We start from the raw sequence: 13,984 nt of genomic DNA, 5'->3' as shown, positions 1-13,984 counted from the left end.
GTTCGTCAACGTCTATGGCCAGTGACGACGTACCTCTATCTCCGCTGACGTGGTTGGGTGGCGAGCGCACGCTTGCCCGCCGAGTCGGACGACCGGTCCGCAACTTCCTCCGCATCGAGGCAGCCGGTGGGATTCTCCTCCTCGTGGCGACGATCGTCGCGCTGGTGTGGGCGAACTCGCCGTGGAGCGACAGCTACCACGAGATCCTCGAGACCCACATCTCCTTCCAGGTCGGTGATCTGCTCCACCTCGACGAAACCCTCCTCGACTGGATCAACGACGGCTTGATGGCGATCTTCTTCTTCGTCGTCGGTCTCGAGATCAAGCGCGAGCTCGTCGTCGGCGAGCTGCGCGATCCGCGAGCCGCGGCCCTTCCGGCCATCGCCGCGCTCGGCGGCATGATCGTGCCTGCCTGCATTTACATCCTGTTCAACGCCGGCGGCGCCGAGTTCGACGGCTGGGGCATCCCGATGGCGACCGACATCGCGTTCGCGGTGGGCGTCGTCTCGCTGCTCGGCGATCGCGTGCCGAGCGCGATGAAGGTGTTCCTCCTCACCCTCGCCATCGTCGACGACATCGGCGCCATCGCCGTGATCGCCATCTTCTACACCGACGACTTCTCGACGGGCTGGTTCTTCGTGGCGATCGCCGGGATCCTCGTGGTGGTCGCGATGCGGCTGGTGCGGATCTGGTGGATCCCCGCGTATGTATTCGTCGGCGCATTCGTGTGGTTGGCCGCGCTCGAGTCCGGCATCCACGCCACCATCGCGGGCGTGATCCTCGGCCTGATCACGCCGGCCACGCCCCTCAAGGGCGAGGCCCACGAGCGCGACATCGACGACGTGATCCGGCGGGCGGTGCGCGGCGACGCGAGCGCGCCGGTCGTGCGTCGTGCGAATTTCGAGCTCAAGGAACAGGTCTCCGTGGTCGAGCGACTCGAAGACGTGCTGCACCCTTTCTCGAGCTACATGATCATCCCCGTCTTCGCCCTGGCGAACGCGGGCGTGATGCTTTCCGGCGACACGCTGTCGGAGGCGCTGACGAGCCCGGTGACCCTCGGTGTGGCCTTCGGTCTGGTGGTCGGAAAGTTCATCGGCGTCTCGCTCGCGACGTTCATCGCCGTGAAGACCGGCATCGCCACACTTCCCCGTACCGCGTCGTGGATCGACGTGTTCGGCCTCGCGGCGATGGCCGGTATCGGCTTCACCGTCTCGTTGTTCATCACCGGTCTGGCCTTCGACGATCCGTTGATCGCCGACGAGGCGCGTATCGGCATTCTCGCGGCATCGACCATCGCGGCCGCAGTCGGAACGCTGATCCTTCGGCGTTCCAGCGTGGTGCTCGAGGTCGAGGCGGACGACCCGGTTCCTGCTGGCGTCTGACCCCTGCGTCGGACCCGTCCATCACCCACACGTATTGACAAGACCCTCCAAGATCGGTTTGGTTCCCCTCCGTGGCCAATGCTCTCGTCATCGTCGAGTCTCCGGCGAAAGCCAAGAAGATCGCCGAGTACCTCGGCGACGGATTCACCGTGGAATCGTCCATCGGGCACGTCCGTGATCTCCCGCGCAACGCCGCCGACGTCCCCACGGCCTACAAGGGGGAGAAGTGGGCCCGTACCGGCATCGACGTCGACAACGGTTTCAAGCCGCTCTATGTCGAGAACTCCGACAAGAAGGACCACATCCGGCTCCTGAAGTCGCTGCTGAAGGACGCCGACGAGCTCTATCTCGCAACGGATGAGGATCGCGAAGGCGAGGCGATCGCCTGGCACCTGATCGAGGTACTCAATCCCCAGGTGCCCGTGAAGCGCATGGTCTTCCACGAGATCACCGAGAAGGCGATTCAGCGCGCCATCGAGACGCCTCGTGAGCTCGACCGCAAGATGGTCGATGCGCAGGAGGCTCGCCGCATCCTCGACCGGCTCTACGGCTACGAGGTCTCCCCGGTCCTGTGGAAGAAGATCATGCCGAGCCTCTCGGCCGGCCGGGTCCAGAGTGTGGGCACTCGGCTCGTCGTCGAGCGGGAGCGCGAACGCATGGCGTTCGTGTCGGCCGGCTACTGGGACATCAAGGGCCAGTTCGCCGCGGCGGATGGCGACACCGGAGATGCGGCGCGTTCCTCCGAGTTCACCGCGTCGCTCGCCCAGATCGACGGGGTCCGCCTGGCCAGTGGCCGGGACTTCGGCGACGACGGCCGGCTCTCGCGTGACGACGTGGTCGTCCTCGACGAGGCCGCCGCCACGACGTTGGCCGGCGACCTCGAGGGTGTGCCCTACGAGGTCCGGTCGCGCGAGTCGAAGCCCTACCGGCGGCGCCCGGCGGCACCGTTCATCACCTCCACCTTCCAGCAGGAGGCGGGCAACAAGCTCGGGCTGTCGTCGGCGATGGCGATGCGGGCCGCCCAGGGCCTCTACGAAAAGGGCTACATCACCTACATGCGAACGGACAGCACGACCTTGTCCGACACCGCGCTGCAGGCCGCCCGGGCCATGATCTCCGAGCGCTACGGCAAGGACTTCCTGCCCGACGCCCCGCGGCTCTACACGAAGAAGTCGAAGAACGCGCAGGAGGCCCACGAGGCCATCCGTCCCGCCGGCGATGCCTTCCGGCTGCCCGATGATGTCGCGAAGGAGGTGCCGATCTCGGAGGCCCGCGTCTACGAACTGATCTGGAAGCGGACCGTCGCCTCGCAGATGACCGACTGCACCGGTGAGACCGTGCAGCTCCGCCTCGGGGCGATCAGCGCGGGCGGCAAGGACGTCGAGTTCAACGCCACGGGCACCGTCATTCAACACCGGGGCTTCCGCGAGGTCTACGAGGAGTCGGTCGACAAGGATCGGCGAGGGTCGAGCGAGGACGGCGACGACGACGAGCGCCGGCTGCCCCCGCTCGACAAGGGCGACGCGGCACGCGCCGTCGGTCCTCTGCAGTTCGAGGGGCACGAGACCCAGCCCCCGTCGCGCTACACCGAAGCGTCGTTGGTGAAACGGCTCGAGGAGTTGGGGGTCGGGCGGCCGTCGACCTACGCGTCGATCATCGGGACGATCCAGGATCGCGGCTACGTCTGGAAGCGGGGGTCGGCGCTCGTCCCGTCGTTCACCGCGTTCTCCGTGGTCAACGTGATGGAGGGCCACTTCCCGAACCTCGTCGACTACGCCTTCACCGCGAAGATGGAGGACGATCTCGACAAGATCGCGAGCGGCACCGAGTTCGCCGAGCCGTGGTTGACCCGCTTCTACTTCGGTGAGGGTGGCGAGGACGGTGAGCCCGGTCTGAAGGAGAAGGTCTCGACCCGCCTGCCCGACATCGACGCCCGGCTCGTCAACACCATCCCGCTCGGCATGACCGAGGACGGTCAGCCGGTCGTGGCTCGGGTCGGCAAGTTCGGCCCGTATGTCCAAAAGGGCGACAGCGACAACAAGGACGACAACGAGACCGCTTCGATTCCCGACGACATCCCGCCCGACGAGCTCACCCTCGACAAGGCGATGGAGTACCTGTCGCAGCCCAAGGAAGGCCGTGTACTCGGCCAGGATCCCGAGTCCGGTCTGGACATCTACGCGAAGGCGGGCCGCTTCGGGCCCTACGTGCAGGTCGGCACGTTCGAGGACTTCGACGGCACCGACGAGAAGCCGAAGACCGCGTCGCTGTTCCAGACGATGACGCTCGAGCGGGTCACGCTCGACGACGCGTTGCAGCTCTTGTCGTTGCCCCGCACGGTCGGTGCCGACCCGGTCGACGGCGAGGTCATCACCGTCCAGAACGGTCGCTACGGCCCATATCTCCTCAAGGGCAAGGACAGTCGCAGCCTCCAGACCGAGGAACAGCTGTTCACCATCACGCTCGAGGAGTGTCTGGCCATCCTCGCCCAGCCCAAGCGCGGTCGCGGTCAGACCGCCAAGCCGCCGTTGCGGGAGATGGGTCCCGACCCCGAGTCGGGCAACGAGATGGTCGTCAAGGACGGTCGCTTCGGCCCCTACGTCACCGATGGGGAGTACAACGCGTCGCTTCGCAAGGGCGACACCGTCGAGGAACTCACGATCGAACGCGCCGCAGAGCTGCTCGCCGATCGCCGGGCCAAGGGCCCGGCGAAGAAGGCATCCAAGAAGAAGGCCTCCAAGAAGAAGGCCTCCAAGAAGAAGGCGACCAAGAAGAAGGCGACGAAGAACGCGTCGGCCGGGCAGCATGCGCCTGCGGATTCGCCCGAGTAGTTCACGCTCGGTGGGCCTTGTCGGTTCCGCCTAGGGTGTCGCCGGTGGGAGAACGGGCTTCGAGCAGCGCGTCACGTATGGGCGAAGCGATGTCGCAGACGCGCCCGAGGGGCCGCATCGAAGCGATGTTCGGCTCGAAGGAGTTCTTCCGGCTCTGGATCGCCCAGGTCATCTCCGCCACAGGGGATTGGCTCGGCCTCCTGGCGACGATCTCGCTCGCGGCCAAGTTGAGCGGCGACGGGACCGAGGGCACCGCGATCGCCATCGTGCTCGCCACCCGTATCGCCCCCGGCTTCTTCCTCGCCACCGCGGCCGGGATCATCGTCGACCGGTTCAACCGCAAACGACTCCTGCTCATGTGCGACATCGGGCGAGCCCTGGTGATGTTCTCGCTGCCGTTCGTCGACAGCCTGTTCGGGCTGATCGTCGCATCGTTCCTGCTCGAGATCTTCACGATGCTGTGGTCGCCGGCCAAGGAGGCGATCGTCCCCAACATCGTTCCGACCGAGAAGCTCACGACCGCCAACTCACTCAACGTGGCTGCGGCCTACGGCATGTTCCCGGTGGCTGCAGGTATCGCCGCACTGCTCGCGAAGGCCGCGGAGTCGTTGGCCGACGAGGGGTGGGTCGACACCTGGCGTCTCAACGAGGACGGCCTGGCGTTCTACGTCGACGGCATCTCGTTCCTGCTCACCGCGTTGATCATCTACACCATCGCCTTCCCGGCGCGTTCTCGTGAGGAACGTCGTGGGCAGACGAAGCGCGGGCTGGATCTCGGCGCCGCATGGCGCGAGCTGCGCGAGGGCTGGCGTTTCATCGCGGTCAATCCCATCGTCCGCGCCGTCAACGTCGGTCTGGGGGTCGGTGTGATCGGCGGTGGCATGCTCGTTCCCCTGGGTGCGATCTATGTCGACGAGCTGATCGTCGGTGACGATGCCGACTTCAACCTCGTGCTGTTCGCGCTCGGACTCGGGATGGCGGCCGGTGTCGTCACCGCGTCGCTCCTGCAGAATCGCATCAACCGCGCGGCAGTCTTTCCCGGGGTACTCGTGCTGGCCGGTGGCGCGCTGCTCGTCGCGTCGTCGTCGCCGTACCTCTCCGTGGTCGTGCCCGTCCTCGCAGTGGTCGGCTTCGCCGCCGGCCCGATCTATGTGCTCGGTTTCACCCTGCTGCACGAGAACGTCGACGACGAGTTGCGGGGACGGATCTTCTCGGCGCTGCTCGTGCTCGTGCGGTTCTGCATGCTGTTCGCCCTGGCCGTTGCGCCGCTCGTGTCGGAGGCACTCGACACGCTCTCGGACCGATGGTGGGAGGGCGACGTCAATCTCTTCGGCCTGACGGTGCTCACGCCCGGGGTGCGGCTCACGCTCTGGTTGTCGTCGGTGACCATCATGGGCGCCGGGCTCCTCGCGTCGTGGAGCCTCCGCGCCGGCAGCGGCGCCTACCTGGGCAGCTCCATCGGAGTCGAGAAGCCGGAGCGGTCCGAGTTGGCGGAGGACCTTTCGTGAGTGGTCGGTTGATCGCCTTCGAAGGTGCCGATGCGTCCGGGAAGTCCACGCAGGCCCGTCGACTCGGAGCCCGTCTCGGCGTCGCGGTGACCTTCCAGCACGGAGCGACCGATGTCGGCGGGGCGATTCGCGCCATCGTCCTCGACCCGACCAACCACAGCCTCGACGACCGAGCCGAGGCACTCCTGATCATCGCCGACAAGGCACAGCACGTGGCGGAGATCGTCGGGCCGGCCCTGGCAGCCGGCGAGACGATCATCTCCGACCGGTTCACCGCGTCGACGCTCGCGTACCAGGGGTACGGCCGCGGTCTCGACCTCGACGTGCTGCGGGCGACGATGTCGTTCGCGACCCACGGGGTCGAGCCCGACCTGACGGTGCTGCTCGACGTGGATCTGGAGGTGGCTCGGGCGCGTCTGGGCGATCAGATGGATCGCATCGAGGGTGCGGGCGCGGATTTCCACCAGCGGGTCCGCAACGGCTACCTCGAGCTCGCGGCCGCCGATCCCGATCGGTGGCTGGTGATCGACGCGGGTGGCACGGTCGACGAGGTCGCCGGTCGGATCGATGCCGCCGTCGACGCATGGCTGGCAGTGTCGTGATCGCGGCGACCACCGACCCTCAGGCCGCTGATCCGTGGGCCGCCGTCATCGGTCAGCCCGACGCGGTGCGTCGGCTCTCCGCCGCCGCGCAGTCGCCGGTTCACGCCTATCTGTTCGTCGGTCCAACCGGGGCGGGCAAGCGCCGGGCCGCCGGTGTGTTCGGCGGCGAGATCCTGGCTGCGGCTGACCCCGACGGAGCGGATCGGCATCGCCGGCTCGCGGCCGGCCTGATCCATCCCGACATCGTGGTGTTCGCGCCGAGCGGCAACGCGCTGCGGCTCGGGCGCAAGGACGATCCCGGGGAGATCCCCGCCATCATCAAGGAGGCGAGTCGGTCGCCGACCGAGGGCACCCGCAAGATCGTGGTGGTCGATCAGTTCCAGACGGCCGAAGCCGCCGCGTCGTCGGCGTTGCTCAAGCTGATCGAAGAGCCCCCTGAGAGCACGATCTTCGTGCTGCTCGCGACCGACGTCCCGCCGCACCAGATCACCATCGAGTCGCGGTGCACCCGTGTCGACTTCGGATCGCTCTCGGCGACCGACATCGCCGGTGTACTCGTCGCCGAGGGGCTGACCGATCCCGAGCGTGCCGGTGTGGTGGCTGCAGCGGCAAACGGCGACCTGGGTCGGGCCCGGGTACTCGTGCTCGACGAACGCCTCGCGGCTCGCCGCGACGCCTGGTGGTCGGTGCCGGATCGGCTCGACGGCACAGGTGCGGCCGCGGGAGCGCTGGTCGAGGAACTCCGCATGATGATCGATGATGCGGCGGCGGCCCGGGTTGCCCGCCACGACGAGGAACTGGCTGCGCTCGAGGCACGCGAGGAGCAGCTCGGCACCCGCGGTTCGGGGCGCCGTGAGATGGAGACCCGCCACAAACGCGAGCTGCGCCAGTACCGCACCGACGAGCTGCGGTTCGGGCTGGCAACCCTGGCCCGTCGTTACCACGAGGCGATCGCCGGCGGCGACCCTCGGCAGGGCCCATTGGACGCGGTGGACCGGATCCGTCAGGCATCGGAAGCCCTCATCCGCAACCCCAACGAGGCGCTGTTGCTCCAGGCGTTGTTCGTCCGTCTCCCGCCGCTGTCGTGACGCTGCGGCGAAGGCCCGCAGGTGAGGATCAGCGGGGCGGATTTGGTACCTTCTGAGTCCTGCCCGAGTAGCTCAGTTGGTAGAGCGACGCTCTCGTAAAGCGTAGGTCACGAGTTCAATTCTCGTCTCGGGCTCCAGAGAAAGGGAGACAGCCTTGGCTGATCCGGCCACATTCGCCGACGATGCGATGGACGTGATGTCATCGCTCTACAGCGCGGCGCTGCGGATGACCCGCAACCCGGCCGATGCCGAGGATCTCGTCCAGGAGACGTACCTCAAGGCGTACCGCGCCTACGACCGCTTCGAGGCAGGCACCAACCTCAAAGCGTGGATGTATCGCATCCTCACCAACACCTACATCAACGCCTATCGCAAGAAGCAACGGCGTCCCGACGAGCAGGATCTCGACGATGTCGAGGATCTCTACCTCTATCGCCGTATCGGCGGCCTCGAGGGTGCGGCGCTCGGTCGCAGCGCCGAAGACGAACTCATGGATCTCTTCGGTGAGGCCGAGGTGAAGGAAGCGGTCGAGGACCTGCCCGAGCACTACCGGCTGCCGATTCTCCTGGCCGATGTGGAGGGGTTCGCCTACAAGGAGATCGCCGAGATCCTCGACATTCCGATCGGCACCGTGATGAGTCGCCTGCACCGTGGAAGAAAGCAGCTGCAGAAGCGGTTGTACGGCTTTGCCGAAGCGCGGCGACTGCTCCCAGATGATGCTGAACCAGCAGTACCGGCGGTCGTCGGTGCCGACACGAACGACGAGATCTGATCATGGATCACATGCCAGAGCCTGATCCCTGCGACGGGAATCCCGACTGCCAGCAGGCACTCGCCGAGCTCTACACCTATCTCGACGGTGAGTTGACGGTGCAGAAGCGCACGGTCATCCGTACCCACCTCGACCTCTGTTCGCCGTGCGGCGACCGCTACTCGTTCGAGACGGAGCTGCGTCAGGTCGTCTCGATGCGGTGCCAGGAGAAGGTGCCCGACGAGCTGCGGGCCCGTATCGCCGCGGCACTGCGCAACGAGATGGGCCGCTAAGCGACATTTTCGGCCGGCGGCTGGAACGATTTCTCGGCCGACGGCGTTGACATCGGTATGCGAGTCCAAGGTGAGCGGTTCACGAGCATCGAGCGCAACCTTCCCCGTTCGGCCACCGGCCGGGTTTGCGGCGAACCGGATTGCGTCACCCGACTGAGCGTCTACAACGAGCAGGAATTCTGTTCGTTGCACGCCCCGATGGTGGTTCCGCGGATGCGGGGCAAGGTCTTGGACGACTAGCGGATATTCCACACGCGACAGCCTGTGGAAATCTCTTGTTCACGTGGCGGCGATGCGGTTGCCACATGGGCACTTCACGATGTCGTCATGGCATCACGTGGTCTCCCCCTCATCCACGAGTCCGACCGGATCGGGCGCCGTTATTGGAGCATCCGCCGAGCGAGCGCCCCGCTCCATCGCGGCTGGCTCAACGTCGAACGGGAGGGCCTCGACAACGTCCCCGATCATGGGGGCGTGATCTTCGCGGCCAACCATCTCTCGTTCATCGATTCGGTCCTGTTGATGTACTCGTGCAGCCGCCAGGTGACCTTTCTCGGCAAGGCCGAGTACCTGACGATGCCCGCCACGCGACGGCTCTTCCCTGCAGCCGGGATGATCCCGGTCGATCGCAGCGGGCGCGGTGTCGGCAGGAGTCTGGGTCTCGCCATCGAACGGCTGCAGGCGGGCGAGATCGTCGGCATCTTCCCGGAGGGAACCCGTTCTCGTGACGGCCTGCTCCACGACGGCCATGTCGGGGTCGCCCACCTCGCCCTAAAGAGTGGTGCCCCGATCGTGCCGATCGGCATCCTCGGCACCGAGGTCGCCATGCCGCCCGATTCGCTCATCCCGCGGCGGACGCCGATCACGGTCCGCTTCGGTGCGCCGATCGATCTGGGACGGTGGACCGGCGAGCGCCCGACCGGCGCGGTCAAGCGCGAGATCACCGACGAGGTGATGGATGCGATCGCGGCACTGAGCGAGCAGCGGCGGTCGAGGGCGTCGGTCGCGGTGCCCCGGGCCCTGCCCATCGCCGTGTAGGCGAGACCGACGCCTCGGAGTCAGATCTCCGACCCGTCGGGCCGGTAGGTGTGCCACACCCCTGAGGGGTCGCGCCATACGGCGAACCCTTTCTGTTTGTGGCGGTTGTGGCGGCCGCAGAACGGTCCGCCGTTGTGGGGGCGGGTCTCGGCCCGAAGCCGACGGCTGCACGATTCGAGCGACCGGATCAGGTCCGCCGCCTCGCGAGCCGACCCCAGCGAGACAGCCTCGCGCTGCAGCTGGTCGAGCGTCGCCTGTAGAGCGTGGCGTGGGTCGTCTGGAGCGAACATCTGTTCGTATCATGCCAGAAGGGTGTGACACTCGGTCATACGATCGTGCCGCTCCGGCCTTTCAGGAGAGAGGAGGGACGCGGGAGACGTGGTGTCCGACCAGATCGATGCATTTCGACGATTCTTCGAAGTCGCGGAGCCACGGGTCCGCCATGCCCTCACCGGTCTCTACGGCATCGACCTCGGCCGCGAGGCGACGGCCGATGCCTTCGCCTACGCATGGGAGCACTGGGACCGGATCGCGGAGATGGAGAACCCGGTCGGCTACGTCTACGTCACCGGACGAAGTCGAGGGCGCCGGCGGCCTCCGCGCCGAGTGGTTCTGCCGCCCCCACCCGAGGACCGCACGCCGATGATCGAGCCCGGGCTCGCTGCCGCGCTGGGGGCGCTGCCGGCCCGCCAGCGACAGGCCGCGATGTTGGTCCACGCGTACGGGTGGTCGTTGTCGGAGGCCGCGGAGGTGCTCGACGTGTCCAAGTCGACGCTGCAAAAGCACGTCGACCGGGCGATGGTCAGGCTTCGGTCGAGCCTGGGGGTGGAGCAGTGACGCAACACCCGGATCTCCGCACGTACGGCCGCTTCCTCGACGAACTGCAGGGGACAGTCGACCTTGACGCGGTGACGCGTCGGGCCGGGTCAGCCGGCCCGGACTCACACCGAAGGCGCCTGGTGCTGGCGATCGCCGCCTTCGTCGCGGTGCTCGCGGTACCGATCGTGTACTTCCTCGTCACCGACGAGCCGTCCGACCCGGCGGAGCAGCCGGCGCCTCCGGAGGAGAACCTCGGCTACGACGACCTCGCGCCGCCCACCAGCCGACCCGTGTTCCTCGACGAGCAGCAGCTCGGTGGGTCGCTGCGCTTCCACGACTCGGTCGGTTGCGTTGGGAACGCGTCGAGTCGACTCACCCGGATCTCGCCCGATGGCGTCGCCTCCTGGTCGGTGCCGCTGCCATGGATCGGGGAGCCGTTCGTGCGCGACGGCGACACGGTCGTGTCGGTCACGGCGACCGAGCGCCCCAGTCTCTTCGCACTCGATGTAGCGAGCGGCGCCGCACTCTGGCAGCGGTTCGTCGACGACATCGGTGGCGTGTTCCTCGCTGCGGTCGACGATGTGGTCGTCCTCCAGGCGGGGATCCGTGGAGAAGACGAGATGCTCCGCGGGTTCGACATTCGCACCGGTGTGGAGCTTTGGACCCGTGCGGTCGAGCGATGGGGGGCACTCGCACTGGTCGACGGTCATCTGATCCACTCGGACGTGTCCGGCGTGTCGTCGATCGACCCTGTGTCCGGGGCGGTGCTCTGGGACGTTCCCTTTGCCGATGCCGAAGAGATTTCGATCGTCCTACAGGAGGGTGTCGGCGGCCGGGTCGGCACACCGACGGAGGGCCTCTTCGTTCGTGCCTGGCCGGCGACCGTTCACCGCCTCGACCCGGCCAGCGGCGAGATCCTGTGGTCGTGGACGGCGCAGGACGAGCGGGTTTCCGTCTCGCTCCAGGCCGAGATCGACAGGGTGCTCGCCTTCACGACCGGATTCTCGTACTCCTCCAGCGATGATCCGCCGGCCGACGGTTCGACGGACACGATCGGCGCGCTGGACGTCGAGACGGGCGAGGTCATCTGGTCGAGGCCGGGCGGTGATCGGGCACGGCTCGACGGTCCCTACTGGTCGGTCTCGCCGGGGTACCTCGAGTCGGAGACGTCGTTCGAGGAGCTACCCGGCGGGATCTTCGACGCCGTGACCGGTGAGGTCCTGGGGGAGTGGAGCGACGCCGACTCGGCCTCGATCAGGGGAGGAGGAGACGGCTACCTGGTCGTCGCGGAGTGGGACGAGGCCACCGGCAGCCGGCAAGAGTGGCTCGTCGACCCGGCCAGTGGTGAGGACGCGTGGCGGCCCGACGCCCCCGTCGAAGGGATCGACCTCGTCCAGCGGGTCGGTGATCTCTTGCTGGTGACCGGGTTTCGCGAAGGGCCGTGGGACCAGTCGGACTCGACACCCGAGGGGTTCCTGTGGGCCATCGACGCCGACACGCTCGACGAGCGGTTCACCTTCGAGACCGAGGACCGCATGACCCACCCGGTGCTCCCGATGGACGGTGGCGACCTGCTGGTGACGAGTGGGGAACCGGAAGTGTTCTGCGACTGATGCGACTGACCCGAACGCTCCTCGTGGTCGTGGCCCTGACCGTCACGGCCTGCACCGATGCCGGACCCGTCGCCGACGGCGGGCCGTCCGTCCGGACGCCGACGACCACGCTGGCGCCGACGGCACCACCGGTCACCGTGGTCGTCCAGGCTGCGCTGCCCGAGCCGATCACGATCCCCGGCGAACCGACCGAGTGGGTGCCCTCCGGCGACTTCCCCGATCGTGGCCGCGTCGACGTCTACCTCCCGGAGGACTACACGAGGCGGAACGACCTCGTGCTGTGCGGCCATGTCGACGACACCGGACTCGGCGGTTGCGCGGCGGCCGGGATCGGCGCCGGTGGCGGACCGATCCCCGTGGGGATCCCGTTCGGCGACGGGCCGAACGCGTCGATCGTGCTGTTCCTCGAGGAAGCCGAAGCGGGTTGGCGTTCGCTGCGCCGGCTCGGGGTCTACCCCGTCGACGAGGTCTTCCACGTCACCCGGCGCCTCGTCGATGGCTACGAGACCCTCGAGGAGTTGCTGACCGAGCCGCCTCCACCCGACGGCCAGTATCTGGAGGTTGTGCCGTGAGACGTGCGTGGATCGCCCTCGCCCTTGCCCTCACGGTCGCGGCGTGCACCGACGATGCCGCGCCGGAGGCCGCCGCGTCGGCTCCGGTCGAGATGATCGAGGTGATCGGCGCCACTCTCACGTACCCCGCGCTCGTCGACTCGGGTGTCGCGATGTCGACCACCGCGATCGACATGGAGGGCTACGAGGCCGCATACCTCGATCCGGTCGAGCGACCGGTGCCGCTCGCGTTCGCCCTGCGTGACTGTGTCGTGCGGGCCGACGGCCGGGTGGTCTACGACGTGCAGTGGCGACCGCCCGAAGATGTCGAGATTCCGGTCGACGTCGTGCTGAGCGTCACGCCGGGGGGTCGGCTCTTCCCCTACTACCTCGCCGCCGGCCTCGGCCTCTACGAGGTCGAACTGGCGCGGCCGGGTACCTTCCGGATCACGGCTGACCTCGGGGACGGTGTGTTCGGGGGCGACGACGAGCGGCAGATCTCGGTGTCGGACGCGGATCCCGGCTCGTGCGAGCTCGACGTCGTGTCCGAGCGCTACATCGATGATCAGACCGCAGCGCCAGTGCAGGTGCGGTGGGACGACACACTTCTCGCCAATACCGCACCGATGGGGTCGTTTCAGTCGCTGGCTGGTTCGGCCCACCCGACCGCGGCGTTCGTCGAGCGACTCCTGCTCGACGGCATCGACGACGAGGACCTGTGGCCCGATCGCATCTGGTTCGACCCGAACGGCGACCCCGACTTCCTCGCGATCACCGATCGACTCGGATGCCGGCAGGTGCGATCGGAGTGGGACGACGGCGCGGTCACGCTGCTCCAGCAGCGTGGGTGCGAGGACGGACTCTTCTCCTCGGACGATCGTGTCGTCTCGGTGGTCGACTCGGCCTGGACCGTGACCGTGAACGGTGCGTCGGAAGCGGTCGATGCGCTCGTGGTCGGTCTTCGGGCCCTTCCGGTCGCCGGCGTCGAAGCGCTCGCGGATGGTCCGGTCGAGTTCGACCCGTTGGCGCGGTTCGAACTCGAGAGCGCCGAGGAGGGGCGGATCGAGTACGGGCGGGTGCCGTGGCGTGACGGCGTGGTCGTCGCGTGGGGATACGACGACGACCTCGGCGGCGAGATCGCGACGTTCGCCGTCGACGGGGGCGAGTGGTTCAACGCCGGTGGCGGGGGCACGCCGATCCAGCCCGGCATCTGTGTGGCCCAGCTGCGGTCGGCCAACGACCTGAAAGGGTTCGCCATCGCCGTGTTCGACGACCCCGGGATCACCCGGCTCGAGCGGCAGCTCGCCGACGGCCAGTGGGAGGAAGTCGACGTGATCGCGAACGGGCCCTACCGGATCGCAATGCTCGACCCGGATCTCCGCACCGTGGCCGGGGTGGGTCCCGATCGCACGGTCATCCGAGGGTTCGACGCGGCGGGCGACGAGATCGACTGCGTACGCAGCAACTGACCCGGCTGCGGACACCGACGTTCGACGTTCTACACTCTT

13 protein-coding genes and 1 tRNA gene are annotated in these 13,984 nt (G+C 67.6%); 13 read left to right on the top strand and 1 reads right to left on the bottom strand.

The genetic code is table 11. The annotated features are described in order from the left end of the window. The first annotated feature begins 14 nt into the window (after positions 1-14). From nhaA to R2707_15465, 9 genes are all read left to right on the top strand, one after another. The gene (gene nhaA / locus R2707_15505; protein ID MEZ5246506.1) at positions 15-1,382 is read left to right on the top strand and encodes a Na+/H+ antiporter NhaA; all 1,368 of its coding nucleotides are present in this window, start codon (positions 15-17) and stop codon (positions 1,380-1,382) included. A gap of 71 nt (positions 1,383-1,453) precedes the next feature. Beyond that, positions 1,454-4,213, top strand: a complete 2,760-nt coding sequence (gene topA, locus R2707_15500; GenBank protein MEZ5246505.1) for a type I DNA topoisomerase — start codon at positions 1,454-1,456, stop codon at positions 4,211-4,213. Positions 4,214-4,302: 89 nt separating this feature from the next. Next, positions 4,303-5,721: an MFS transporter gene (locus tag R2707_15495; protein ID MEZ5246504.1), complete on the top strand. Its 1,419-nt coding sequence runs from the start codon at positions 4,303-4,305 to the stop codon at positions 5,719-5,721. Further along, on the top strand, positions 5,718-6,323 hold the full coding sequence (gene tmk, locus R2707_15490; GenBank protein MEZ5246503.1) for a dTMP kinase: 606 nt from the start codon (positions 5,718-5,720) through the stop codon (positions 6,321-6,323). The genes R2707_15495 and tmk overlap by 4 nt, the downstream gene beginning before the upstream one ends. Further along, positions 6,305-7,411 carry a hypothetical protein gene (locus R2707_15485; protein ID MEZ5246502.1) on the top strand — a complete coding sequence of 369 codons (1,107 nt, stop codon included), beginning with the start codon at positions 6,305-6,307 and terminating at the stop codon, positions 7,409-7,411. Before tmk ends, R2707_15485 begins: the two co-directional genes overlap by 19 nt. Before the next feature lie 61 nt (positions 7,412-7,472). Beyond that, a tRNA-Thr gene (locus R2707_15480) sits at positions 7,473-7,548 on the top strand. Positions 7,549-7,565: 17 nt separating this feature from the next. Continuing rightward, on the top strand, positions 7,566-8,183 hold the full coding sequence (locus tag R2707_15475) for a sigma-70 family RNA polymerase sigma factor (protein ID MEZ5246501.1): 618 nt from the start codon (positions 7,566-7,568) through the stop codon (positions 8,181-8,183). A gap of 11 nt (positions 8,184-8,194) precedes the next feature. Next, positions 8,195-8,455 (top strand): mycothiol system anti-sigma-R factor, encoded by a 261-nt coding sequence (gene rsrA / locus R2707_15470; protein ID MEZ5246500.1) that lies wholly within the window; start codon positions 8,195-8,197, stop codon positions 8,453-8,455. Positions 8,456-8,782: 327 nt separating this feature from the next. Further along, positions 8,783-9,493, top strand: a complete 711-nt coding sequence (locus R2707_15465; protein ID MEZ5246499.1) for a lysophospholipid acyltransferase family protein — start codon at positions 8,783-8,785, stop codon at positions 9,491-9,493. 20 nt (positions 9,494-9,513) lie between these two features. Here R2707_15465 and R2707_15460 read toward each other — a convergent pair whose 3' ends face one another. After that, a complete protein-coding gene (locus R2707_15460) occupies positions 9,514-9,783 on the bottom strand; it encodes a hypothetical protein (protein ID MEZ5246498.1) in 270 nt (89 codons plus the stop codon). Positions 9,784-9,874: 91 nt separating this feature from the next. Between R2707_15460 and R2707_15455 the strand changes: the two genes are divergently transcribed. The 4 genes from R2707_15455 to R2707_15440 all read left to right on the top strand — a co-directional run bounded on the left by R2707_15455 (position 9,875) and on the right by R2707_15440 (position 13,945). Further along, a complete protein-coding gene (locus R2707_15455) occupies positions 9,875-10,330 on the top strand; it encodes a sigma factor-like helix-turn-helix DNA-binding protein (GenBank protein MEZ5246497.1) in 456 nt (151 codons plus the stop codon). A gap of 122 nt (positions 10,331-10,452) precedes the next feature. Beyond that, positions 10,453-11,925 carry a PQQ-binding-like beta-propeller repeat protein gene (locus R2707_15450; protein ID MEZ5246496.1) on the top strand — a complete coding sequence of 491 codons (1,473 nt, stop codon included), beginning with the start codon at positions 10,453-10,455 and terminating at the stop codon, positions 11,923-11,925. After that, a complete protein-coding gene (locus R2707_15445; GenBank protein MEZ5246495.1) occupies positions 11,925-12,497 on the top strand; it encodes a hypothetical protein in 573 nt (190 codons plus the stop codon). The genes R2707_15450 and R2707_15445 overlap by 1 nt, the downstream gene beginning before the upstream one ends. After that, positions 12,494-13,945, top strand: coding sequence for a hypothetical protein (locus R2707_15440; GenBank protein ID MEZ5246494.1), 1,452 nt, complete (start codon positions 12,494-12,496; stop codon positions 13,943-13,945). Before R2707_15445 ends, R2707_15440 begins: the two co-directional genes overlap by 4 nt. Positions 13,946-13,984: the final 39 nt, after the last annotated feature.

It is taken from the genome of Acidimicrobiales bacterium (genome assembly GCA_041394245.1).
In the GTDB taxonomy this organism is placed as follows: Bacteria; Actinomycetota; Acidimicrobiia; order Acidimicrobiales; family Aldehydirespiratoraceae; genus JAJRXC01.
This window is presented reverse-complemented; position numbering and strand designations above follow the sequence as displayed.